The organism is Stutzerimonas stutzeri, assembly GCF_000219605.1.
GTDB classification, from domain to species: domain Bacteria; phylum Pseudomonadota; class Gammaproteobacteria; order Pseudomonadales; family Pseudomonadaceae; genus Stutzerimonas; species Stutzerimonas stutzeri.
Genome location: NC_015740.1, coordinates 1,157,244 through 1,180,267, shown reverse-complemented (window position 1 = coordinate 1,180,267; position 23,024 = coordinate 1,157,244). Strand labels below are relative to the sequence as shown.

Below are 23,024 nucleotides of genomic sequence, written 5' to 3'. Positions count from 1 at the left end.
TAGATGACCGAACTCGCCCTGATCATGGTTAGCGCCATTCTGGTCAACAATTTCGTGCTGGTGCAGTTCCTCGGTCTGTGCCCGTTCATGGGCGTGTCGAAGAAGATCGAGACGGCCATCGGCCTGTCGCTGGCGACCACCTTCGTGTTGACCCTGGCAGCGATGTGCAGCTATCTCGTTCAACAGTACGTGCTCAAGCCGCTGGACCTGGAATTCCTGCGCACCATCAGCTTCATTCTGGTGATCGCCGTAACCGTTCAGTTCACCGAGATGGTGGTAAACAAGACCAGCCCGCTGCTCTATCGCGTGCTCGGTATCTTCCTGCCGCTGATCACCACCAACTGCATCGTCCTAGGCGTGGCCCTGCTCAACGCCAACAAGGCCGAGTTCACCTTCCTAACCGCCACCGTGAATGGCTTCGCCGCGGGACTGGGCTTTTCCCTGGTGCTGGTGCTGTTCGCCGCCATGCGTGAGCGCATCGCCATTGCCGATGTGCCCAGATCGTTCCAGGGCGCGGCGATCGGCATGATCACCGCCGGCCTCATGTCGCTGGCCTTCATGGGCTTCACCGGACTGATCAAGCTATGAGTGCGGTTCTCATCGCAGTGCTTGCACTGCTCGCCCTGTGCCTGCTTGGCGGTGCCATCCTCGGTTTCGCCGCCGTGCGCTTTCGCGTCGAGGGCGACCCCATCGCCGAGCAGATCAATGCCTTGCTGCCGCAGACCCAGTGCGGCCAATGCGGCTACCCGGGCTGCAAGCCCTACGCCGAGGCCATCGCCGGCGGCGACAAAATCAACAAGTGCCCGCCGGGCGGCGAAGCGACCATCCAGGCGCTGGCCGACCTGCTCGATGTCGAGCCGGAACCGCTGGATGCCGAAGGCGGCGAGAAACCGCAGATGGTCGCCTATATCCGCGAAGCCGAATGCATCGGTTGCACCAAGTGCATCCAGGCCTGCCCGGTGGACGCCATCGTCGGCGCCGCACGGCAGATGCACACCGTCATCATCTCCGAGTGCACCGGCTGCGACCTCTGCGTCGAGCCCTGCCCGGTGGATTGCATCGACATGATCGAGGTCGGCAGCAACCTGCAGAGCTGGAAGTGGAACCGGCCGCTGGCGCCCGGCCAGCTGATCGCGACTGACCGGGAGCAGGCGGCATGACCTCACTAAAGGTATGGGACATCCACGGCGGCATCCATCCGCCGGAGCACAAGGAGCTGTCCAACCGCACCCCGATCCAGCCGGCGCCACTGCCCAAGCGCCTGATTCTGCCGCTGGCGCAGCACCTTGGCGCGCCCGCCGAACCCTGTGTGGCGCTCGGCGAGCACGTGCTCAAGGGCCAGCAGATCGCCGTCGCCAGCGGCTTCGTCAGCGCCGCGCTCCATGCGCCGACATCCGGCGTGGTCAGCTTCATCGGCCCGCAGCCCTACCCACACGTTTCAGGCATGCTCGCCAATGCGATCGTCATCGATAGCGATGGCGAGGACCGCTGGATCGAGCTCGAGCCCCACCTCGATTATCGTGCGCTGGAGCGTCCGGCGCTGCTCGAGCTGATTCGTCAGGCTGGTATCAGCGGCCTCGGCGGTGCAGGCTTTCCGACGGCAGTCAAGCTGACCCCGCCACCGACACAGCGCATCCGCACGCTGATCATCAACGGTACCGAGTGCGAGCCGTACATCACCGCCGACGATCTGCTGATGCGCGAGAAAGCCGCCGAACTGGTGGCGGGTATCGAAATCCTCGCGCACCTGATCCAACCGCAGGACGTGCTGATCGGCATCGAGGACAACAAACCCGAGGCCATCGCCGCGGTGCGCGCCGCCATCGGGGAGCGCCCCTTCGTGCTCAAGGTCTTTCCGACCAAGTACCCCTCCGGCGGCGAGAAGCAGCTGATCCAGATCCTCACGGGTGAAGAGGTGCCCAGCGGTGGCCTGCCGGCGGACATCGGCATGCTCTGCCAGAACGTTGGCACCTGCGTTGCCATCCATGACGCCGTGCTGCTCGGCAAGCCGCTGATCTCGCGAATCACCACCCTCACCGGCGAAGCATTGGCACGCCCGATGAACGTCGAGGCGCTGATCGGTACACCGGCCGGAGAACTGCTGGCGTTCGCCGGACTCGAGCAGAACAGGCTCAACCGTCTGATCATGGGGGGGCCGATGATGGGCTTTACCCTGCCGTCCCTCGACGTGCCGGTGATCAAGACCACCAACTGCTTGCTCGCCAGCACGCTCGAGGAGCTGCCTCCGCCGCCACCAGCGCTGCCCTGCATCCGCTGCGGCGAGTGCGCCGAGGCCTGTCCGGTGAGCCTGCTGCCGCAGCAGTTGCATTTCTTTGCACTGGGCCAGGAGCATGAGCAACTCAAGGCCCACCATCTGTTCGACTGCATCGAGTGTGGTGCCTGCGCCTACGTCTGCCCGTCGAGCATCCCGCTGGTGCAGTACTACCGCGCCGCCAAGGCCGAGATCCGCGAGCTGGAGCAGAAGCAGCAGAAGGCCGAGCATTCCAAGCAGCGCTTCGAACTGCGCCAGGAGCGTCTGCGCCGTGCCGAGGAACAGAAGGAAGCCGAGCGCAAGGCCCGCGCCGAGCGCGCCGCACGCGCCAAGGCGGCGCAGGGCGAAAGCGCGCAGGTGGTCTCTGATACCACCGCTGCGACCCCGAGCGCAGCGCCCAAGTCGGGGCTCTCGGAGACCCAGAAGAAACTGAAGATCGAAGCCAGCATGGCTCAGGTCGCACTGAAGAAGGCCGAAAAGCAGCTCGCCGCACACGACACGCCCGAACTGCAAGCCCAGGTCGCCGATCTGCGCAAAGCCGCCGAAGCGGCGCAGCAGGCACTCGATGCCGTCATGCAGGAGAATGCCAGCGCAGCACCTACCGTCAGCCCAGCGGACGACGAGGCGCTGAAAAAGGCCAAGATCGAAGCCGCCATGCTCAAGGCGCAGATCCGCAAGCTGGAAAAGCTCGAAGCGCCGGACGACGACCAGCAGGCCGAGCTCGCTCGTCTGCGTCAGCAGCTGCACGAAGCCGAACAGGCCTTGGCAGCCGCGCAGAGCGCCGCGCCCGCTCCCGCCGCCAAGCCAGCGGATGACGAGGCGCTGAAAAAGGCCAAGATCGAATTGGCGATGAAGCGCGCCGAATTGAAGAAGGCCGAGAAGGCCGGCGCGCAAGAGGCGGAACTCAGCCGCCTGCGCGACGCGCTGCAGGCGGCCGAACAAGCCCTGCATGCGGCCGAAGACGCATCGCACAAGCCCGCTCCGGAATTGGTGCGTACCAGCAAGCCCGGTATCGATGAGCGCCAGCGTGAACTGAAGACCGAGGTTGCCTTCGCCCGCGCCGATCTGCGCAAGCTGGAGCGAGATGAACAGACCGAGCCTACGACACTGGAAGCCGCTCGCCTGCGACTCAGCGAAGCCGAACGGCAGCTGGCGGACTATCAGCAATCGTGAGAAATGACCGCTGCACCGGTGTGCTGGTGTAGTCGCTCGACAAGTCAGAGAGATTCGAGGAAGTGGCCCAGGCCACGCCCCAAGACAACGCCTTCACCGGAGAGCCAATGGCCCTGCCCCGCATCACCTCGCCCCACGCCAAGGGCGCCAACCGTACCCAGCGAGTCATGCTGCTGGTGCTCGCGGCCACCCTGCCCGGCGTGGTCGTGCTGACCTGGCTCTACGGCGCCGGCACGCTGATCAACCTCGCCTGGGCATCGCTCGCCGCACTTGCCTTCGAAGCGGCGATTCTCCACCTGCGGCAGCGGCCGGTGGGCTTCTTTCTGCGCGACGGCAGCGTGCTGGTCACCGCGGTGTTGTTGGCCTTGGCGCTGCCGCCCTATTCGCCCTGGTGGCTGACGCTGATCGCCACCGGCTGCGCTGTGGTGTTCGGCAAGCAGCTGTATGGCGGCCTGGGCCAGAACCCCTTCAACCCGGCGATGATCGGGTACGTGGTGGTACTTATCTCCTTCCCGGTGGAGATGACCACCTGGCCGGTGCCGCACAGTGTCGGGCTGAGCGCCGGTCTGCAGCATATCCTCGGTATCGCTTCGCTTCCCGACGGCTGGACCCAGGCCACCGCCCTGGATGTGCTCAAGGTGAACAAGAGCCTGACCATCGACGAACTCTGGCGCAACCCGGCCTTCGGCCACTTCGGCGGCATCGGCTCGGAAGTGGTGAACCTGGCGTTTCTCGCTGGCGGCCTGTTCCTGCTGCATAAGCGGCTGTTCAGCTGGCACGCGCCAGTCGGCATGCTCGGCGCGCTGATGCTGATGAGCCTGGTGTTCTGGAACGGCTCGGGTTCGGATAGCAACGGTTCGCCGCTGTTCCATCTGCTCAGCGGCGCCACCATGCTCGGCGCTTTCTTCATTGTCACCGACCCCGTCAGCAGCGCCACCAGCCCACGTGGACGCCTGATCTTCGGTGCTGGTGTCGGTGTGCTGGTATACGTCATCCGCGCCTGGGGCGGCTATCCGGACGGTGTCGCCTTTGGCGTGCTGTTGATGAACCTTGCCGCTCCCACCATCGATTACTACACCCGCCCGCGCACATACGGCCATCGCAAGGCCGAGCGCGGCTTCAAGCTGGGCGAATGACATGATAGTTCCGGAAATCAGCCGTTCGATGCTGAAGAACGCCACGGTGCTGGGCTTGTTCGCCATCGTCACCGTGGGCGCGGTGACTCTGCTGCAACAGGGCACTGCCGAGCGCATCCAGGCCGCTGAACGCGCCGCCCAGGTACGTGCGCTGGGCGAGATCCTCCCGACTGGCAGCTATGACAACCATCTGCTCGATGACAGCGTGCTGGTTCAGGATCGCCTGCTTGGCAACCGAAGCCCGTTGCCCGCCTATATCGCCATCAAGGATGGGCGCCCCTCCGCAGTGATCCTCCAGGCCATCGCTCCGGACGGCTACAGCGGCGCCATTCATCTGCTGGTGGGCATCCATGCCGACGGCCGGGTGGCTGGCGTGCGAGTCATCGGCCACAGGGAAACACCCGGGCTGGGCGACAAGATCGAGCTCGCAAAGAGCCCCTGGATTCGAAGTTTCGACGGCAAGTCGCTAACGAACCCGGCGGCCGATGGCTGGGCGGTGAAGAAGGATCGCGGTGAGTTCGACCAGTTCGCGGGCGCCACCATCACACCACGCGCGGTGGTCGGCGCAGTGCATCGTGCCTTGCAGTACTTCGATGCACACAAGGCCGAACTACTGGCAGCCGAAGGAGCGACGGCCGACGCGGCCGGGAACGCCCTGGAAGGTCGCAGCGAACCAGACGAAGCCACCGTGCATTCGCGGGCCGGCAGCGCCGCCACGCGCGACGAATTGCGCACCACCGAGCCGGCCGCCAAGCCGCAAGGGGATCAGCCATGAGCACACCCAGCTACCGCGAACTGACCGTCAACGGCCTGTGGAAGAACAATCCGGCGCTGGTGCAGCTGCTCGGTCTCTGCCCGCTGCTCGGCGTCAGCAACTCGGCGGTCAACGCCCTCGGCCTTGGCCTGGCGACCATGCTGGTACTGACCTGTTCGAATATCGGTGTCTCGCTGGTGCGAGGCGTGGTCAACACCGCGGTGCGCCTGCCGGCGTTCGTGATGATCATCGCCGCGCTGACCACCTGCATCGAGCTGCTGATGCAGGCCTTCACCTATGAGCTGTACCAGATTCTCGGCATCTTCATCCCGCTGATCACCACTAACTGCGTGATCCTCGGCCGCGCCGACGGCTTCGCTGCGAAGCACAATCCGCTGATCGCCGGCTTCGACGGCCTGGTGATGGGTATCGGCTTCTGTCTGGTGCTGGTGGTGCTGGGCGGTCTGCGCGAGCTGTTCGGCACCGGCGCGCTGTTCGCCAACATGCACCTGCTGTTCGGGCCGGTCGCCAGCGACTGGCAGATCACCCTGTTCAGCGACTACAAGGGCTTTCTGCTGGCCATCCTGCCGCCTGGCGCCTTCATTGTGCTCGGCCTGCTGATCGCCCTGAAGAACCGTATCGACCAGCACCTCGCCGAACGCGCTAGCGCCGCGCAGCCAGTCGCGCCTGCGGCCAGCCGCCGAGTGCGGGTGACCGGTGTGATCGAGTGAGTGCACCGCGATGAATGCCGAGAAACGCCGGGAAATCTTTCGCCGCTTTCATGAAGACAATCCGGAGCCGAAGACCGAGCTGGCCTACAGCACACCCTTCGAACTGCTGATCGCGGTGATCCTCTCGGCTCAGGCCACCGACGTCGGCGTGAACAAGGCCACCGCCAGGCTGTTCCCGGTGGCCAATACCCCGGAAGCCATCTATGCCCTCGGCTACGATGGCCTGTGCGAGTACATCCGCACCATCGGCCTGTACCCGAGCAAGGCGAAGAATGTCATCGAAACCTGCCGCATCCTGATCGAGCAGCATGGCAGCCAGGTACCGGACACCCGCGAGGCACTGGAAGCGCTGCCAGGGGTGGGTCGCAAGACCGCCAACGTGGTACTGAACACCGCCTTCCGCCAGTTCACCATGGCGGTGGATACGCATATCTTCCGGGTCAGCAACCGCACCGGCATCGCGCCCGGCAAGAACGTGCTGGAGGTCGAGCGCAAGCTGATCCGCTTCGTGCCAAAGGAATATCTGCTGGACGCGCATCACTGGCTGATTCTGCATGGTCGCTATGTCTGCAAGGCGCGCAAACCACAGTGTGGCAGCTGCAGGATCGAAGACCTCTGCGAGTACAAGCACAAGACATCTGACGATTGAGCGGATAGCAGAAAAGCTCGCCCCGTGATTGAAAAAAACTTTTTTACCGGCCCCGAATTTGCCGCTATAAGGTGCGCCAAGAGCGCCCCGTAGCCTTGGAGTGAACAAGTGGCCGAGAAAGAAGATATCCAGATCGAAGACGATTTCATCGCCGAAGATGACGACGAGAGCAGCGAAGCCCCTGTCGAGGTCGCCAAGACCAATCTGACCAAGCGCCGGATCATCGACAACCTGCTCGAGGAACGACGTCTGCAGAAAGAGTTGAACGACTTCGACTTCGATCTGTAAAAAGAAAAAGCCCCGAAAGGGGCTTTTTCATGCTTGCCGCTCAGTCGGCCCGAGTCGGCGATAGAAGCTCGATCTTGTAGCCGTCCGGGTCCTCGACGAAGGCCAGGATGCTGGAGCCATGCTTCATCGGCCCAGGCTCACGGGTGATCTTGCCGCCACGTGCGCGGATGTCTTCGCAGGCTTTGTAGACATCTTCGACTTCCAGGGCGATATGTCCGTAGCCGTCGCCCAGCTCGTACTTTTCCACGCCCCAGTTGTGGGTCAGCTCGATCACGCTGTTGTGCGCCTCGTCGCCGTAACCGACGAAGGCCAGGGTGAATTTGCCTTCCGGATAATCCTTGCGGCGCAGCAGGGTCATGCCCAGCACTTCGGTGTAGAAGGCGATGGACTTCTCCATATCGCCGACACGCAGCATGGTATGCAGCAGTCTCATGATTCAGGTCTCCTCGTTCGGCAGCGCTTGTGGCAGTGCAGAAAGTACAACCCCGGCACATGGCCGGGGTCGGTTGGCTCAGGCGCGTCAGCTTATCAGAACTGGGTGCGGCCCTTGCCCGCGGCGATGCGCATGCGCAACGCATTGAGCTTGATGAAGCCGCCAGCGTCGGCCTGGTTGTAGGCGCCGCCGTCTTCTTCGAAGGTCGCGATGTTGGCATCGAACAGCGAATCGTCCGACTTGCGGCCGACCACGATGACGTTGCCCTTGTACAGCTTCAGGCGCACCACACCGTTCACGTTGACCTGGGAGGCATCGATCATCTGCTGCAGCATGCTGCGCTCGGGGCTCCACCAGTAGCCGTTGTAGATCAGGCTGGCGTACTTGGGCATCAGCTCGTCTTTGAGGTGCGCCACTTCGCGGTCGAGGGTGATCGACTCGATGGCGCGGTGGGCCTTGAGCATGATGGTGCCGCCAGGGGTCTCGTAGCAGCCACGGGACTTCATGCCGACATAGCGGTTCTCGACGATGTCCAGGCGGCCGATGCCGTTCTCGCCACCGATACGGTTCAGCTCGGCCAGAACCTGAGCTGGCGTCATGTCCTTGCCGTCGATGGCGACGATGTCACCCTTGCGGTAGGTCAGCTCGATGTAGGTCGGGGTGTCCGGCGCGGCTTCCGGGGACTTGGTCCAGCGCCACATGTCCTCTTCGTGCTCGGTCCAGGTGTCTTCCAGCACGCCACCCTCGTAGGAGATGTGCAGCAGGTTGGCATCCATGGAGTACGGCGACTTCTTCTTGCCGTGGCGCTCGATCGGGATGGCGTGCTTCTCGGCGTAGTCCATCAGCTTCTCGCGGGACAGCAGGTCCCACTCGCGCCACGGAGCGATTACCTTTACGCCGGGCTTGAGTGCATAGGCGCCCAGCTCGAAACGCACCTGGTCGTTGCCCTTGCCGGTCGCACCGTGGGAGATGGCATCGGCGCCGGTCTCGTTGGCGATCTCGATCAGTCGCTTGGCGATCAACGGACGGGCGATGGAGGTACCCAGCAGATACTCGCCTTCATAGACGGTGTTGGCACGGAACATCGGGAAGACGAAATCGCGGACGAACTCTTCGCGCAGGTCATCGATGTAGATTTCCTTGACGCCCAGGGCTTGAGCCTTGGCGCGGGCCGGCTCGACCTCCTCGCCCTGGCCGAGGTCGGCGGTGAAGGTCACCACTTCGCAGTTGTAGGTGTCTTGCAGCCACTTGAGAATCACCGAGGTGTCCAGGCCACCGGAATAGGCCAGAACTACCTTCTTAACGTCCGCCATGCCATCAGCTCCACGGGTTATACGGAAAACCTGCGATTCTACCGGTCGCGGGGCTGCTTTTACAGGGGCGCGGCGGTCGCGCGGTCAGGAAGATGGCGCCGCTGTTTCGGTCGAGTTCGCCGCGGCCGCTGCCTCGCGCTCCAGACGCAGGGTGACTCGCCGGTTCTTGGCCCGGCTGGCTTCGCTGCTGTTGGCCACCAGCGGATAGCGCTCGCCATGGAAGCGCACGGTGATCTGCTGCTCCGGCACGCCATTGGCGATCAGGTACTCCTGCACCGCCAGCGCCCGGCGTCTCGACAGGTCACGATTGACCAGCCGATTGCCGCTGTTGTCGGAATGGCCGTCCAGCTGGATACGATTCACGCTGGGATCGGCACGCAGGTACTGCAGGATGATGTCCAGCTTGGCACGCCCCAGCGCATCGAGCGCTACGTCGCTGCTGGGGAAGCCGATCTGCGATTGGCGCACCTGATCGAAGTTGACCGGCAGCAATTTCGCCGTGCAGGCGCGGTAGTCTTCGTAGGCCTTGGCGAAACGCGCCGGCAGCAGGCGGATCTCCAGCGCATCGCCGCGATGCAGCGTGCGATGGCGCACCACCGGGCTACGACCTTCGAGCAACCCGCTGAGCAGCCGTCCGGCCTGCGCCTGGGTGCTGTTGAACGGGATATCGCCACCGCCCACCGACACAACCCCCAGATTGATATCGCTGCGTGAAGGCTGCCACGGCGCGGCAGCGGCCAGCAGCGTCGCCGAACCGGTACTCAGCCAGCGTTCCGGGGAATGCAGGCGGAAAATTGCCTGCTCGCCGGCCCGACGCACGAACTGGCCGCTGCCAAAACCGGCGATGGGCTGGATCAGCCGACACTCGAACTGATCGCCCTCCACCTGCCACTGCACCCGCTCCAGCCGAGTCTGGAATGTCAGGGCGTTGGCCGGTGAAGCGAGCAGGCACAACAGTACGAGGGGGCGCAGGCGCACGGTGGGCTCCGGGAGGATGCTGGTTCCATCTAGGTATCGGTGCCCGGTCAGCAAACTTGAGCGTTGGGCGGTGAGGGTCGACCGCCGCAGACGAAGGCAAGGTGCCCCGCCCGGGCTTTTCCGGTAGCATTCGCGCACGTTTCACCCGCCTGGAAAGCCCCGCATGTCCGACCGACTCACCCTGCTGCGCCCCGACGACTGGCACATCCACCTGCGCGACGGAGCCGCCCTGCCCCATACCGTCGCGGATGCGGCTCGCCAGTTCGCCCGCGCCATCATCATGCCGAACCTGGTGCCGCCGGTGCGCAATGCCGACGAGGCAGAGGCCTATCGCCAGCGCATTCTCGCGGCCCGCCCCGCGGGTAGTCGCTTCGAACCGCTGATGGTGCTCTACCTCACCGACAGTACAACTCCGGACGACATCCGCCGCGCCAAGGCCAGCGGCTTCGTCCACGCAGCCAAGCTGTACCCGGCGGGCGCCACCACCAACTCGGCCTCCGGCGTCACCGCCATCGACAATATCTTCGGCGTGCTGGAAACCATGGCCGAAGTCGGTCTGCCGCTGCTGGTGCACGGCGAAGTCACCCGCAGCGAGATCGACATTTTCGATCGCGAGAAGTACTTCATCGACGAGCAGCTGAGCCGCGTCACCGCTCGCTTCCCGACCCTGAAGGTGGTCTTCGAGCACATCACCACGCGTGATGCCGTGCAGTTCGTGCAGGCGGCCGGAGCCAACGTCGGCGCCACCATCACCGCGCACCATCTGCTCTACAACCGCAACCACATGCTGGTGGGCGGAATCCGCCCGCACCTGTTCTGTCTGCCGGTGCTCAAGCGCAACCTGCACCAGGAAGCCCTGCTGGACGCCGCCACCAGCGGCAGCCCGAAGTTCTTTCTCGGAACCGACTCGGCACCCCATGCGCAGCATGCCAAGGAAGCCGCCTGCGGCTGCGCCGGCTGCTACACCGCGTTCGCGGCCATCGAGCTGTATGCCGAAGCCTTCGAGCAGCGCCAGGCGCTGGACAAGCTGGAACCCTTCGCCAGCCATTTCGGTCCTGATTTCTATGGCCTGCCGCGCAATACGGATGAGATCACGCTGGTGCGCACGGAGTGGAACGTCCCGGCCAGCCTGCCGTTCGGCGAACAGGTCGTGGTCCCGTTGCGCGCGGGCGAACGCCTGCACTGGCGCCTGGAGAGCAATGCATGAGCGAGGAACACTTCGAAGACGAACTCGAGGAGCACCTGCCCGGCAAGCCCCGCTCGCCCATGGCGCGGCGCTTCCGCGGCTTCCTGCCGGTGGTGATCGATGTCGAGTGCGGTGGATTCAACTGCGCGACCGATGCACTGTTGGAGATCGCCGCAGTCACCATCGGTATGGACGAACAAGGCCTGCTTTACCCGCAGGACACGCTGTTCTACCGGGTCGAGCCCTTCGCCGGCGCCAATATCGAACCGGCCGCGCTGGAGTTCACCGGCATCAAGCTCGATCACCCGTTGCGCATGGCGGTACCCGAACAGCAGGCGCTGACCGACATCTTCCGCAGCGTGCGCAAGGCGGTGAAGTCCGCCGGCTGCAAGCGTGCCATTTTGGTCGGGCATAACAGCAGCTTCGACCTGGGCTTCCTGAACGCTGCCATTGCCCGCTGCGAGATCAAGCGCAACCCCTTCCACCCCTTTTCCAGCTTCGATACCGCCACCCTCGCCGGCCTCGCCTACGGCCAGACCGTGCTGGCCAAGGCCTGCCAGGCCGCGGGCATCGATTTCGACGGTCGCGAGGCGCATTCGGCCCGCTACGACACCGAGAAGACCGCCGAGCTGTTCTGCGGGATCGTCAATCGCTGGAAGGAAATGGGCGGCTGGGAAGAGTTCGACGACTAGCACCGCCCGATGCCGATGTGCGAGGCGACGTTTGTCGCTCGCCCCACTCTAGAACGAAAAAGGCCAGTCACATGACTGGCCTTTTTTACATCACCGTCCCTTAGAGCGGCTTGCCGCGATTGCCGTGCTGGCCGACGAAGGCCTGCACCGCCTTGAGCTCGTTTGGCAACACCGTGCACCGCTCGCTGCGCTCGAACAGGTCGGCAAGGTGCGCCGGCAGCGCCAGCGCCTGACCGATACCGGCCTTCTCCACCGCATCCGGGAATTTCACCGGATGCGCGGTGCCCAGCGTGACCATCGGGATGCTCAGGCTACGACGGCATTCACGAGCGGCGTGCACGCCGATGGCGGTATGCGGATCGAGCACCTCACCGGTCTCCTTGAACACCCGGGCGATGGTCGCGCAAGTCTGCTCGTCGTCCACCGCCAGCGAATCGAAGAGTCGACGCGCTTCGGCCCAGCGATCCTCTTCCACCGAAAGTCTGCCGCTGGCGCGGAAGCCATCCAGCAGATCGGCTACGGCCTTGCCGTTGCGACCGTGCAGGTCGAACAGCAGGCGTTCGAAGTTGGAGGACACCATGATGTCCATGGACGGCGACAGCGAGGGATGCAGCGTGTCCTTGTCGTAGTGATTGCCGGACATGAAACGGTGCAGGATGTCGTTGCGGTTGGTGGCAACGATCAGCTGATTGATCGGCAGCCCCATGTTGCGCGCCAGGTAGCCGGCGAAGATGTCACCGAAATTGCCGGTCGGGACCGAGAAGGCGACCGAACGCGCCGGGCCGCCCAGCTGCAGTGCGGCATGGAAGTAGTAGACGATCTGGGCCATGATCCGCGCCCAGTTGATCGAGTTGACTGCCACCAGGCGGGTGCCCTTGAGGAACCCCTGGTCGGCGAAGCTGGCCTTGACCATCTCCTGGCAGTCATCGAAATTGCCTTCGATGGCGATGTTATGGATGTTGTCGCCGAGGATAGTGGTCATCTGCCGGCGCTGCACTTCCGACACGCGCTGATGCGGGTGCAAGATGAAGATATCGACGTTCTCGCAACGGCGGCAGCCTTCGATGGCTGCCGAACCGGTGTCACCGGAGGTGGCTCCCATGATCACCACGCGCTCGCCACGCTTGGCCAGCACGTAGTCGAGCAGACGGCCGAGCAGCTGCAGGGCGAAATCCTTGAAGGCCAAGGTCGGACCGTGGAACAGCTCGAGTACCCACTCGTTGCCGTTCAGCTGGCGCAGCGGGGCAATGGCGCCATGGGCGAAAACGCCATAGGTCTCTTCCAGGATTTTCTTGAAGTCGGCATCCGGAATGCTGCCGGCAACGAATGGTCGCATGACCCGGAACGCCAGTTCGTGATACGGCAGGCCGGCCCAGGAAGCGATTTCCTCTACGGTGAAGCGCGGCAGGTTCTCCGGCACGTAGAGGCCGCCGTCGCTGGCCAGACCGGCCAGCAGCACATCTTCGAAATTCAGGGCCGGTGCCTGGCCGCGGGTGCTGATGTAGCGCATTTTTCTCAACCTTCGATTTGGGCCTGGACGCCTGAAGCCGCTGGGCCTCCCGGCGCTCGCTCGGCTCCTGTTAATTCAGCTGTTCGACGCGGATGCGTACGACCTTGTCCACCACGTCATCGAGCCGCTCGAGCGCAGCGATGGCGTCGTCAATGCGCTGCTCCACGACCCGATGGGTCACGAGGATCACCGGAACCAGGCCGTCCTGGACCTCGGCTTCCTTCTGCATGATCGACTCGATATTGATGCCGCGCTCGGAAAGGATGGTCGCCACCTGTGCCAGCACGCCCGGATGATCCTTGGCCTGGATACGCAGGTAATAAGCGCTTTCGCAGGCGGTGATCGGCAGGATCGGATGATCGGAAAGCGAGTCCGGCTGGAAGGCCAGGTGCGGCACGCGATTGTTCGGGTCGGTGGTCAGCGCACGAGTGACATCGACGACGTCAGCAACAACGGCCGAGGCAGTCGGCTCCATACCGGCTCCGGCGCCATAGTAGAGAGTACTGCCGACGGCATCGCCATTGACCATCACGGCGTTCATCACGCCATTGACATTGGCGATCAGGCGGTCTGCCGGGATCAGCGTGGGATGCACGCGCAGCTCGATACCTGCCTCAGTGCGACGAGCGACGCCCAAGTGCTTGATGCGATAGCCCAGGGCCTCGGCGTAGTTCACATCGGCGGTGGTCAGGCGTGCAATGCCCTCGGTATAGGCCTTGTCGAACTGCAGCGGAATGCCGAAGGCGATGGATGCCAGGATGGTGAGTTTGTGGGCAGCGTCGATGCCTTCCACGTCGAACGTCGGATCGGCCTCGGCATAGCCGAGCTCCTGGGCTTCCTTGAGCACGTCCTCGAAGGTGCGGCCCTTCTCTCGCATCTCGGTGAGAATGAAATTGCCGGTGCCGTTGATGATGCCCGCCAGCCAGTTGATGCGGTTGCCGGCAAGGCCTTCGCGAATCGCCTTGATCACCGGGATACCGCCAGCCACCGAAGCCTCGAACGCGACGATGACGCCCTTTTCGCGCGCCTTGGCGAAGATCTCGTTGCCGTGCACAGCGATCAGTGCCTTGTTCGCAGTGACCACATGCTTGCCATTCTCGATGGCCTTGAGCACCAGTTCCTTGGCTACCGTGTAGCCGCCGATCAGCTCGACAACGATGTCGATTTCCGGGTTGTTCACGATATCGAAGATGTCGGCGGTGATAGGGGTCGAACCGGTGTCGCACTTGGAATTAGGGTGACGAGTGGCAATCTGCGCAACCTCGATTCCACGCCCGGCACGGCGGGCAATCTCCTCGGCGTTGCGTTTGAGCACATTGAAGGTACCGCCACCGACGGTTCCCAGCCCACAGATGCCAACTTTCACCGGTTTCAAGCTGAACTCCCCATTCACAGCGAAACGACCGGACCTGCCGATCGACAAAAGAGTCGCACATTACGAAGGGAGCAGCTTTTAGTCAATCAGCCACGGCTAGCGCTACGGCCGTCCAAGCCCCAGCCGCTCATGCCACTGCGCGAGGGATTCGTCCGGGTACTCGGCGAAACAGCGGTCCCCGGCCTGTATATGGGGCTCGACCCAGCCAGCCTTGGAATCGAGCATCAGATGCGTATGCTCCGGCGGCACCGGCAAGTCGCTGTCGATGGCCGAGGCGAACGGATGCACCAGGTCCGGCCAGCTCGGGTCCCACAACCACAGTGCGCTACCACAAAGGCGGCAGAAATGCCGGCGCCCTTCGCTGACGCGCGTTCCGCCGTCCGCATCGGTCAGCCTCGCCCGATAGATGCCGAGGTGTTCACGCCCTTCGATCTGGAGCGTGCGATAGTCGCCACCCAGATTGATGGCGAAGCCGCCGCCTCCTGCCGTCTTGCGGCAGATCGAGCAATAGCAGCGCATGAAAGGATAGGGCTGTGCGGATTCGAGCGTGAACCGCACGGCCTGACAGTGACAGGAACCTTCGAGCTTCATCGCGACCACCTTCGTTCAGTACCGAAGGGTTTGAACGCGGTCAGCTGCTCAGTTCCGCTGCCGATCGTCGGACCGGCGCAACCGGACCGATGGGTGGGATCGATTACTTGGCCGCAGCGAGCGCCACCTCTGCAAGCTGCGCCGCTGGCTGGTAGCCGGGGATCATTTGACCGTTGGCGAGAATGATGGCCGGCGTACCCTGCACACCGATCATCTGCCCCAACTGGTATTGCTTGGCGATCGGGGTATCGCAACTGGCTGCCGGCAGATCTTCACGAGCCTTGGCCTTGTTCATGGCATCCTGACGGTCCTTGGCGCACCACACACTGGTCAGGGTATTGGCACCGTGGCTGCCCATCCCCTGGCGCGGGAACGCCACATAGCGCACCTCCACACCGAGACGGTTGAGCTGAGGCACTTCGCTGTGCAGCTTCTGGCAATAGCCACAATCGGTGTCGGTGAACACGGTGATATGGGTTTTCGGCGCCTTGGGTGCGAACACCACCATCTCACTCGCCGGAATGGCGTTGATCTGCTTGGCCACCGATCGGCTCTGCGCCTGCTCGGTTAGGTTGACCGCCTGCCCATCCTTGAACTGGTAGAGATAACCCTGAATGACAAACTGACCGTCAGCACTGGCATACAGCTGCCGCCCGCCTTCCAGCTGAACCTGATACACCCCCGGCATCGGGCTCTCGGCTACCGCCTCGATCGGCATGTCGGGCTGAATTTTCTGCAGCGATTGACGTATTGCCTGATCCGGATCGGCGGCCATTGCAACGGTGCTGACCAGACCAACTGTGGCGGCAGCGAACATACGAATCACGCCCATGGGAACTCCTGGCAGCGACGATCAAGGAAAGGCGCAAAGCCTACCATAGCCAAGTGCTGCAAACTGCCACAGGCCTCTCCACTACGTTGTGCAGCCGATCGTTCGATGCGACTGCTCCGGCGGCATCATGAGCAGCCAATCCACCGCTGGCTAGCCTCGCGGATGATGCGTCGCATGCAGCTCCTGCAGCCGCGCGCGTGCGATGTGCGTGTAGATCTGTGTCGTAGACAGGTCGCTGTGGCCAAGCAGCATTTGCACGGTACGCAAGTCCGCCCCATGGTTTAGCAGGTGCGTTGCGAACGCGTGACGCAGGGTGTGGGGCGAAATGCCGGTCGCGATACCTGCGACCCGGGCGTGCAGCTTGATACGGTGCCAGAAGGTCTGGCGGGTCATCTGCTCGCCGCGCTGGCTCGGAAAAAGCACGTCACTGGGCCGACCTGCCAGCAGTTGATCTCGAGCATCCCGCTGGTAACGCTGCAGCCAGTGCAGCGCTTCTTCGCCGAGCGGAACCAGACGCTCCTTGTTGCCCTTGCCGAAGGTTCGCAACACGCCCTGGCGCATGCTCACCTGCTCCAGGGTCAGACTGATCAGCTCGGTGACCCGCAAGCCGCAGGCATAGAGCACCTCGAGCATTGCCCGATCCCGCAACCCAAGCGGATCACCCGTATCGGGCGCCGCCAGCAAGGCCTCCACGTCCGCTTCGGACAATGCCTTGGGTAGCGGCCGCCCCAGGCGGGGCAAGTCGACACGCAATGTCGGATCGAGCGAAATCTCACCCTCACGCAATAGGTAGCGGTAAAAGCCGCGCAGCCCGGAAAGAAAGCGCGCCGTGGAGCGCGCCTTGTAGCCATTGTTCAGGCGCCAGGCGAGGTGATCGAGAATGATCTCCCGCCCCGCCGCCGCCAACCGAACGCCTCGCTCCTGCAACCAACCGTTGAATGAGGCGAGGTCGTTGCGATAGGCCTCCCGACTGTTATCGGCCAGGCCCTTTTCCAGCCAGAGGGCATCGAGGTAACGGTCTATTACGGGATCGTCGAGCGTGGGCATGGCGGTACGAATCGGATCGGGCCCGACAGTGTTCCACAGCCGGCCGAGGCGGGCCAGGGCCTCGGCAAGCGCAACCCGGCCTGCGTTGACCGCCTGTAGTCACCGCAGCGCGATGCTTCGAGGCTGCAGAAACGAAAAAAGCAGCCCGAGGGCTGCTTTTTCGATTCGCGGAAAGGAGGTCTTAGACCAGCTTTTCCTTGATGCGGGCGGCCTTGCCGGACAGCGCGCGGAGGTAGTACAGCTTGGCCTTGCGCACGTCACCGCGACGCTTGACGCTGATGCTGTCAACCATCGGGCTGTAGCTCTGGAACGTACGCTCGACGCCAACGCCGTTGGAGATCTTACGAACGGTGAAAGCGCTGTTCAGGCCGCGGTTACGCTTGCCGATTACCACGCCCTCGAAGGCCTGCAGACGCTGACGGTCGCCTTCCTTCACCTTCACCTGAACGATGACGGTATCGCCCGGCGCGAACGGCGGGATTTCTTTGGTCATCTGCTCGGCTTCGAGCTGCTGAATGATCTTGTTGGTCATGCTGTTTGCTCCTAAGGTCAACCCGCCGGGTTGCCATCGATACGTTAACTATCGTTCCGCTGACGGATGTATTCCGCCAGCAGCTTTTGTTCTTCTCCAGAAAGCGAGCGGCTATCCAGAAGATCAGCGCGTCGCTCCCAGGTCCGCCCAAGGGACTGCTGCAAGCGCCAACGCCGGATGTGTTCATGGTTGCCGCTGAGCAGCACCTCAGGAACACATTTACCCTCATACACCTCAGGACGCGTGTAATGCGGGCAGTCGAGCAGGCCGTCGGTAAACGAATCCTCCTCGGCGGAACCAGCATGCCCCAGGGCGCCCGGAAGCAACCTGGTCACGGCATCGATCAGCACCATTGCCGGCAGCTCGCCGCCGGACAGCACGTAGTCACCGATCGACCATTCCTCATCCACGTGCGCTTCGATGAAGCGCTCGTCGATACCTTCGTAACGACCGGCAATGAGGATCAACGCCTCCTCATTCGCCAGCTCGCGGACGTCGGCCTGTTTCAGCTGACGCCCTTGTGGCGAAAGGTAGATGACCTTCGCCTTCCCGCCCGCGGCACGCTTGGCATCAGCCAGCGCCAGCTCGAGCGGCTTGATCTTCATCACCATGCCGGGGCCACCGCCGAACGGGCGGTCATCCACCGTCTGATGACGGTCCTCGGTGTAGCTCCTGGGATTCCAGCAATTCAACTGGAGCAACCCCTGCTTCACCGCACGACTGGTAATCCCATATTCGCTGATGGCTGCGAACATATCCGGGAACAGACTGATGACCTCGACGCGCAAGCCGGCCATGCCGTTCAGAAATCCGCGTCCCAGTCGACCTGCATCTCGCCCGACTCCAGGTCCACTTTCAAGACACAGTGATCCGTATAGGGCAGCAGTCGCTCGCGATCATCCAGACTTCCGGCGCAAGGCTTTACGACCAGAACATCATTGGCTCCGGTCTCGAGCAGGTGATCGACCTGACCGAGCAACTGCCCGGCCTGATTGAGCACCTTCAAACCCTGAAGCTGGTACCAGTAGTATTCGCCGTCATCCAGCGCGGGCAGTTCGCTGCGTGGAACGCAGATCTCGAAGTCGGCGTACGTACGCGCCACCTCGCGATCGGTCAGTCCTTTCAGCGAAGCCACCAGGATCTTGCCCTGGAGGCGCCCTTTGACCAACTCGACCTGCTTGACCTCATCACCTCGCCTCAGCGTCCAGCGACGATAGTCCAGCAGGTTGTCGATTGGATCGGTGAAGGAATAGACCTTCACGTCACCGCGCACGCCATGCACCGAAACGATCTTGCCGATGACGACCAGCTCATCGCTCGGGGCGGACATTGCGCTCATAGGGTTCAGGCAGCGGCCTTGGCAGCTTCCTTCAGCAGCTGAGCAACGCGCTCAGACGGCTGTGCGCCCTGGCTCAGCCAGTAAGCAGCGCGCTCCTGATTCACAGAGAGCTTCACTTCCGCACCAGTGGCGATCGGATTGAAGAAACCGATGCGCTCGACGAAGCGACCATCACGCGGATTGCGGCTGTTGGTCACGGTCAGGTGGTAGAAAGGGCGCTTCTTGGAGCCGCCACGGGCGAGACGAATAGTTACCATGTGAACATCGTTCCTGTAGTCGGTGCTAACTTAAGGCACACACTTAAAATGGGCCTAGGCCCGAAAGGCCGCACATTTTAAGGGATGCCGGGGATTTTGCAAACTCTTTTGCTAGAGGCGCGCAGCCGTCCAGCGCGCCGGACACAGGCGCGCGCCCGTCCTGGCGCCAAACCTGTGCAATCGCAGCCGCGGGACTAGAACTTGGGCATCCCGCCACCCGGGAACATGCCGCCCATACCGCGCATCATCTTGGCCATGCCACCCTTGCCGGTGACCTTCTTCATCATCTTCTGCATCTGCTTGTGCTGCTTGATCAACCGCCCGATATCCTGCACCTGGGTGCCTGAGCCCATGGCGATACGCCGCTTGCGCGAGCCGCTGATGATATCGGGGTTGCGTCGCTCGGCTGGCGTCATCGAATTGATGATCGCTTCCATCTGCTTGAACTGCTTTTCCGCCGCGCCTTGCGCGTGCCCCATCTGCGACAGGTTGACGCCACCGATGGAGGGCAGCTTGTCCATCAGGCCGCCAAGACCGCCCATATTCTTCATCTGCTGCAGTTGATCGCGGAAGTCTTCGAGATCGAAGCCCTTGCCCTTCTTAAGCTTCTTGGTGAGCTTCTCGGCCTTTTCACGGTCGAGGGTCTGTTCGGCCTGCTCGATAAGGCTGAGCACGTCGCCCATACCAAGGATACGGGAGGCGATTCGGTCCGGATGGAAGGGCTCCAGCGCATCGCTCTTCTCACCCATGCCGAGGAACTTGATCGGCTTGCCGGTGACATGCCGCACCGAAAGCGCCGCACCACCCCGGGCGTCGCCATCGACCTTGGTCAGCACCACGCCGGTCAGAGGCAGTGCATCGCCGAACGCACGGGCGGTGTTCGCCGCATCCTGACCGGTCATGGCGTCGACCACGAACAGCGTTTCCGCCGGCTTGATCGCCGCGTGAACAGCCTGAATCTCGGCCATCATCTCGGCGTCGATCGCCAGCCGACCAGCGGTATCGACCAGTACCACGTCAATGAACTTGAGCTTGGCTTCGCGGATCGCGGCCTGAGCGATATCCACCGGTTTCTGGCTGGTGTCGGAGGGGAAGAAGGTCACGCCGACTTCGCCGGCCAGCGTCTCGAGCTGCTTGATCGCCGCTGGACGATAGACGTCGGCAGACACCACCAGCACCGTTTTCTTCTTGCGCTCTTTGAGGAAGCGCGCCAGCTTGCCCACGGTCGTGGTCTTACCCGCACCCTGCAGGCCCGCCATCAGCACCACGGCCGGAGGCGTGACATTGAGCGCCAGATCCTCGTTGGCGGCGCCCATCAGCTCTTCCAGCTCGGCGCGAACGATCTTCACAAACGCCTGGCCCGGGGTCAGACTCTTCGACACCTCGGTACCAACCGCGCGCTCCTTGACCCGATTGACGAAATCCTTCACCACCGGCAGCGCGACGTCGGCCTCGAGCAGCGCCATCCGCACTTCACGAAGGGTGTCCTTGATATTGTCCTCGGTCAGCTTGGCCTTGCCGGTGACATGACGAAGCGTTTGAGAGAGACGATCGGTTAGGTTTTCGAACATGAGCCATTCCACGCTGGATGTGCTGAGGGGCGCGATTATAGAAGGTGCGGACGCCCCGCCGGTACCCCGCACACGTCGCTTTTCTCAGCAGACGCGATCCATGCCGCCGATCCGCCCTGCCGAAGGTGCGGCGACAGCCTTCCCACACGAAGCAGTTCCCAACCACGAGCCGCGTAACCTTGCCGCAGCTTTTGTGCCTCGGGCGTTTGTGCCACACTCACGACCTTTCGAGCCCGTTAGCGGAACCTATGCACCCTCTGTTACCCAGCCTTGCCGCCGCCATTCTCTACGCTGGCGTCACGGGTTACCAAAGCTTGCGACTGGCACAACGCACCGTGCCGGACAAACGCCTGCTGCTGGCCGTGGGCCTGCTCGCATTGCTTGCCCACGGGGTCAGCCTCTTCATTCAGCTGCTGTCGCCCAGCGGCCTGCACCTGGACTTCTTCAACGCATCGAGCCTGATCGCCGCCGCCGTCATCCTGCTGATACTGCTGGCGCTGTACCGCATGCCCGTGGAAAACCTGCTGCTGCTTCTGTTTCCCCTGGGCTGCCTGACGGTGCTCTTCGCAGAATTCGCCCCATCCGGCACCGCACCGGCTATCACCGAGGAGCCGGGCATCCTCGCGCATATCCTGCTGTCGATCCTGGCCTACGGCATGCTAACCATTGCGGTATTCCAGGCGCTGCTGCTGTTGCTGCAGGACCACCACCTCAAGCACAAGCACCCTTCGGGGCTGATCCGCAACTTCCCGCCGTTGCAGACCATGGAAAGCCTGCTGTTCGGCTTCCTCTGGGCAGGCTGGGCACTGCTCTCCGCATCGCTGCTGTCGGGCTGGCTGTTCCTCGATGACCTTTTCGCCCAGCATCTGGTCCACAAGACACTGCTCTCGGTGGTCGCCTGGGTCGTATTCGGCTTGCTGCTGTGGGGCCGGCACCAACTCGGCTGGCGCGGTTACAAGGCCATCCGCTGGACGCTGGCTGGTTTCTGCCTGCTGATGCTGGCGTACTTCGGCAGCAAGCTGGTCCGCGAATTCATCCTGCATATCTGAAGCGAACAGGCTAACTCGTGGAAAATCTACACCCCGGCTTTCTCGTCGGCCTGCTGGTCTTTCTGCTGCTGTGCTCGGCGTTCTTTTCCAGCTCCGAGACCGGCATGCTCAGCCTCAATCGCTACCGCCTCAGACATCAGGCCAAGGAGGGCCATCGTGGCGCCCGCCGTGCCAGCGAGCTGCTGGCGCACCCCGACCGCCTGCTGGGCACCATTCTGGTCGGCAACAACTTCGTCAACATCCTTGCTTCATCCATTGCCACAGTGCTGGCGATGCAGCTGTGGGGCGAAGCAGGCATCGCCATCGCAACCATCGGCCTGACGATCATCCTGCTGATATTCGGCGAGATCACACCCAAGACGCTGGCGGCGCTGCGCCCGGAGATCATCGCCTACCCGGTCAGTCTGCCACTGAAGATGCTGCAGAAGGTGCTCTACCCCCTGGTCGCCATGCTCAGCTGGGTGAGCAACGGTCTGCTCGGGTTGCTCGGCGTCGACCTGTCCAACAAGGGCAATGACAGCCTGTCCACCGAGGAACTGCGCAGCGTGGTGCGCGAATCGGGCAGCGACCTGCCCCTCAATCGCCAGAGTATGCTGCTGGGCATTCTCGACCTGGAACGAGTGACGGTCGACGACATCATGATTCCGCGCAACGAGGTCGCCGGTATCGACCTCGATGACGATCTGGAAGCGATCATCAGCCAGTTGCGCACCACTCCGCACACGCGCCTGCCGGTGTTCCGCAACGACATCAACCAGATCGAGGGCATCGTCCACATGCGACAGATCGCCCGCCTGCTCAGTCACGACCAGCTGACCAAGGAAAGCCTGCTTGCCGCCTGTACCGAGCCCTACTTCGTGCCGGAAAACACGCCGCTTTCCACCCAGCTGCTGAACTTCCAGAAACAGAAGCGCAGGATCGGCATCGTCGTGGACGAGTACGGCGACGTTCGCGGCGTCGTCACGCTCGAGGACATTCTCGAAGAGATCGTCGGCGAATTCAGCAATCAGGATACCCTGCGCAGCCCCGACATCCACCCGCAGGAAGACGGCACGCTGGTCATCGATGGCGCGGCCTATATCCGCGAGGTGAACCGTGCGCTGGACTGGCACCTCCCCTGCGACGGGCCCAAGACGCTCAACGGGCTGATCACCGAGGCCCTGGAGCATATCCCCGATAGCGGCATCTGCCTGCAGATCGGCAACTATCGCCTGGAGATCCTCCAGGCAGCCGACAATCGGGTAAAAAGCGTGCGTGCCTGGACCGTGAGCGCGACGCCATCGACTGAGCAGCAAGTGGGCTAGAGCCGACCCAGA

The 23,024-nt window shown here is 63.1% G+C and carries 25 protein-coding genes; 12 read left to right on the top strand and 13 right to left on the bottom strand.

Annotation, left to right across the window (positions count from 1 at the left end; translation table 11 throughout):
• The first annotated feature begins 3 nt into the window (after nucleotides 1–3).
• The 8 genes from rsxA (at nucleotide 4) to PSTAB_RS05545 (ending at nucleotide 7,003) form a co-directional block, all read left to right on the top strand.
• Nucleotides 4–588 carry an electron transport complex subunit RsxA gene (gene rsxA / locus PSTAB_RS05580; RefSeq protein WP_011912394.1) on the top strand — a complete coding sequence of 195 codons (585 nt, stop codon included), beginning with the start codon at nucleotides 4–6 and terminating at the stop codon, nucleotides 586–588.
• Nucleotides 585–1,160, top strand: coding sequence for an electron transport complex subunit RsxB (rsxB, locus tag PSTAB_RS05575; protein ID WP_011912393.1), 576 nt, complete (start codon nucleotides 585–587; stop codon nucleotides 1,158–1,160). Before rsxA ends, rsxB begins: the two co-directional genes overlap by 4 nt.
• The gene (gene rsxC, locus PSTAB_RS05570) at nucleotides 1,157–3,445 is read left to right on the top strand and encodes an electron transport complex subunit RsxC (protein ID WP_013982066.1); all 2,289 of its coding nucleotides are present in this window, start codon (nucleotides 1,157–1,159) and stop codon (nucleotides 3,443–3,445) included. Before rsxB ends, rsxC begins: the two co-directional genes overlap by 4 nt.
• 107 nt (nucleotides 3,446–3,552) lie before the next feature.
• A complete protein-coding gene (locus PSTAB_RS05565) occupies nucleotides 3,553–4,581 on the top strand; it encodes an RnfABCDGE type electron transport complex subunit D (RefSeq protein ID WP_013982065.1) in 1,029 nt (342 codons plus the stop codon).
• Between the two features lies 1 nt (nucleotide 4,582).
• Nucleotides 4,583–5,356, top strand: coding sequence for an electron transport complex subunit RsxG (rsxG, locus tag PSTAB_RS05560; RefSeq protein ID WP_017244340.1), 774 nt, complete (start codon nucleotides 4,583–4,585; stop codon nucleotides 5,354–5,356).
• Entirely contained in the window at nucleotides 5,353–6,066 is a 714-nt protein-coding gene (locus tag PSTAB_RS05555) for an electron transport complex subunit E (RefSeq protein WP_013982063.1), read from the top strand. The genes rsxG and PSTAB_RS05555 overlap by 4 nt, the downstream gene beginning before the upstream one ends.
• 10 nt (nucleotides 6,067–6,076) lie before the next feature.
• Complete coding sequence (nth, locus tag PSTAB_RS05550) at nucleotides 6,077–6,715, top strand: endonuclease III (RefSeq protein ID WP_013982062.1); 639 nt, start codon at nucleotides 6,077–6,079, stop codon at nucleotides 6,713–6,715.
• 108 nt (nucleotides 6,716–6,823) lie between these two features.
• Nucleotides 6,824–7,003: a PA3496 family putative envelope integrity protein gene (locus PSTAB_RS05545; RefSeq protein WP_013982061.1), complete on the top strand. Its 180-nt coding sequence runs from the start codon at nucleotides 6,824–6,826 to the stop codon at nucleotides 7,001–7,003.
• 40 nt (nucleotides 7,004–7,043) lie between these two features.
• On the opposite strand, the gene gloA is transcribed toward PSTAB_RS05545, so the two are convergent.
• The 3 genes from gloA to PSTAB_RS05530 form a co-directional block, all read right to left on the bottom strand.
• On the bottom strand, nucleotides 7,044–7,436 hold the full coding sequence (gene gloA, locus PSTAB_RS05540; RefSeq protein ID WP_013982060.1) for a lactoylglutathione lyase: 393 nt from the start codon (nucleotides 7,434–7,436) through the stop codon (nucleotides 7,044–7,046).
• A 95-nt stretch (nucleotides 7,437–7,531) separates the two neighbouring features.
• A complete protein-coding gene (locus PSTAB_RS05535; protein WP_011912385.1) occupies nucleotides 7,532–8,749 on the bottom strand; it encodes an argininosuccinate synthase in 1,218 nt (405 codons plus the stop codon).
• An 84-nt stretch (nucleotides 8,750–8,833) separates the two neighbouring features.
• A complete protein-coding gene (locus PSTAB_RS05530; protein WP_013982059.1) occupies nucleotides 8,834–9,727 on the bottom strand; it encodes an OmpA family protein in 894 nt (297 codons plus the stop codon).
• A 163-nt stretch (nucleotides 9,728–9,890) separates the two neighbouring features.
• Here PSTAB_RS05530 and pyrC point away from each other — a divergent pair, with 163 nt between their 5' ends.
• Both pyrC and rnt read left to right on the top strand, forming a co-directional pair.
• Entirely contained in the window at nucleotides 9,891–10,934 is a 1,044-nt protein-coding gene (pyrC, locus tag PSTAB_RS05525) for a dihydroorotase (protein WP_013982058.1), read from the top strand.
• The gene (gene rnt / locus PSTAB_RS05520; RefSeq protein WP_013982057.1) at nucleotides 10,931–11,605 is read left to right on the top strand and encodes a ribonuclease T; all 675 of its coding nucleotides are present in this window, start codon (nucleotides 10,931–10,933) and stop codon (nucleotides 11,603–11,605) included. Before pyrC ends, rnt begins: the two co-directional genes overlap by 4 nt.
• A 100-nt stretch (nucleotides 11,606–11,705) precedes the next feature.
• Here the strand turns inward: rnt and thrC are convergent, their stop codons facing one another.
• The 10 genes from thrC to ffh all read right to left on the bottom strand — a co-directional run bounded on the left by thrC (nucleotide 11,706) and on the right by ffh (nucleotide 20,659).
• The gene (thrC, locus tag PSTAB_RS05515) at nucleotides 11,706–13,115 is read right to left on the bottom strand and encodes a threonine synthase (protein WP_013982056.1); all 1,410 of its coding nucleotides are present in this window, start codon (nucleotides 13,113–13,115) and stop codon (nucleotides 11,706–11,708) included.
• A 70-nt stretch (nucleotides 13,116–13,185) separates the two neighbouring features.
• Nucleotides 13,186–14,490 carry a homoserine dehydrogenase gene (locus tag PSTAB_RS05510; RefSeq protein ID WP_013982055.1) on the bottom strand — a complete coding sequence of 435 codons (1,305 nt, stop codon included), beginning with the start codon at nucleotides 14,488–14,490 and terminating at the stop codon, nucleotides 13,186–13,188.
• A 102-nt stretch (nucleotides 14,491–14,592) separates the two neighbouring features.
• On the bottom strand, nucleotides 14,593–15,081 hold the full coding sequence (locus PSTAB_RS05505) for a GFA family protein (RefSeq protein WP_013982054.1): 489 nt from the start codon (nucleotides 15,079–15,081) through the stop codon (nucleotides 14,593–14,595).
• A gap of 103 nt (nucleotides 15,082–15,184) precedes the next feature.
• Entirely contained in the window at nucleotides 15,185–15,913 is a 729-nt protein-coding gene (locus PSTAB_RS05500) for a disulfide isomerase DsbC N-terminal domain-containing protein (protein ID WP_013982053.1), read from the bottom strand.
• A 150-nt stretch (nucleotides 15,914–16,063) separates the two neighbouring features.
• Entirely contained in the window at nucleotides 16,064–16,960 is an 897-nt protein-coding gene (gene xerD, locus PSTAB_RS05495; protein WP_013982052.1) for a site-specific tyrosine recombinase XerD, read from the bottom strand.
• Nucleotides 16,961–17,141: 181 nt separating this feature from the next.
• Complete coding sequence (rplS, locus tag PSTAB_RS05490) at nucleotides 17,142–17,492, bottom strand: 50S ribosomal protein L19 (RefSeq protein ID WP_011912376.1); 351 nt, start codon at nucleotides 17,490–17,492, stop codon at nucleotides 17,142–17,144.
• Between the two features lie 44 nt (nucleotides 17,493–17,536).
• Nucleotides 17,537–18,289, bottom strand: coding sequence for a tRNA (guanosine(37)-N1)-methyltransferase TrmD (trmD, locus tag PSTAB_RS05485; protein WP_011912375.1), 753 nt, complete (start codon nucleotides 18,287–18,289; stop codon nucleotides 17,537–17,539).
• A 5-nt stretch (nucleotides 18,290–18,294) separates the two neighbouring features.
• On the bottom strand, nucleotides 18,295–18,831 hold the full coding sequence (gene rimM / locus PSTAB_RS05480; protein ID WP_041771664.1) for a ribosome maturation factor RimM: 537 nt from the start codon (nucleotides 18,829–18,831) through the stop codon (nucleotides 18,295–18,297).
• 5 nt (nucleotides 18,832–18,836) lie between these two features.
• Nucleotides 18,837–19,088 (bottom strand): 30S ribosomal protein S16, encoded by a 252-nt coding sequence (gene rpsP, locus PSTAB_RS05475; protein ID WP_011912373.1) that lies wholly within the window; start codon nucleotides 19,086–19,088, stop codon nucleotides 18,837–18,839.
• 194 nt (nucleotides 19,089–19,282) lie between these two features.
• A complete protein-coding gene (gene ffh / locus PSTAB_RS05470; protein WP_013982050.1) occupies nucleotides 19,283–20,659 on the bottom strand; it encodes a signal recognition particle protein in 1,377 nt (458 codons plus the stop codon).
• A gap of 248 nt (nucleotides 20,660–20,907) precedes the next feature.
• On the opposite strand from ffh, the gene PSTAB_RS05465 reads away from it, so the two are divergent.
• Together PSTAB_RS05465 and PSTAB_RS05460 are read left to right on the top strand one after the other, a co-directional pair.
• Nucleotides 20,908–21,708 carry a cytochrome C assembly family protein gene (locus PSTAB_RS05465; RefSeq protein ID WP_013982049.1) on the top strand — a complete coding sequence of 267 codons (801 nt, stop codon included), beginning with the start codon at nucleotides 20,908–20,910 and terminating at the stop codon, nucleotides 21,706–21,708.
• Nucleotides 21,709–21,725: 17 nt separating this feature from the next.
• A complete protein-coding gene (locus PSTAB_RS05460; RefSeq protein ID WP_011912370.1) occupies nucleotides 21,726–23,012 on the top strand; it encodes an HlyC/CorC family transporter in 1,287 nt (428 codons plus the stop codon).
• The last annotated feature ends 12 nt before the right edge of the window (nucleotides 23,013–23,024 follow it).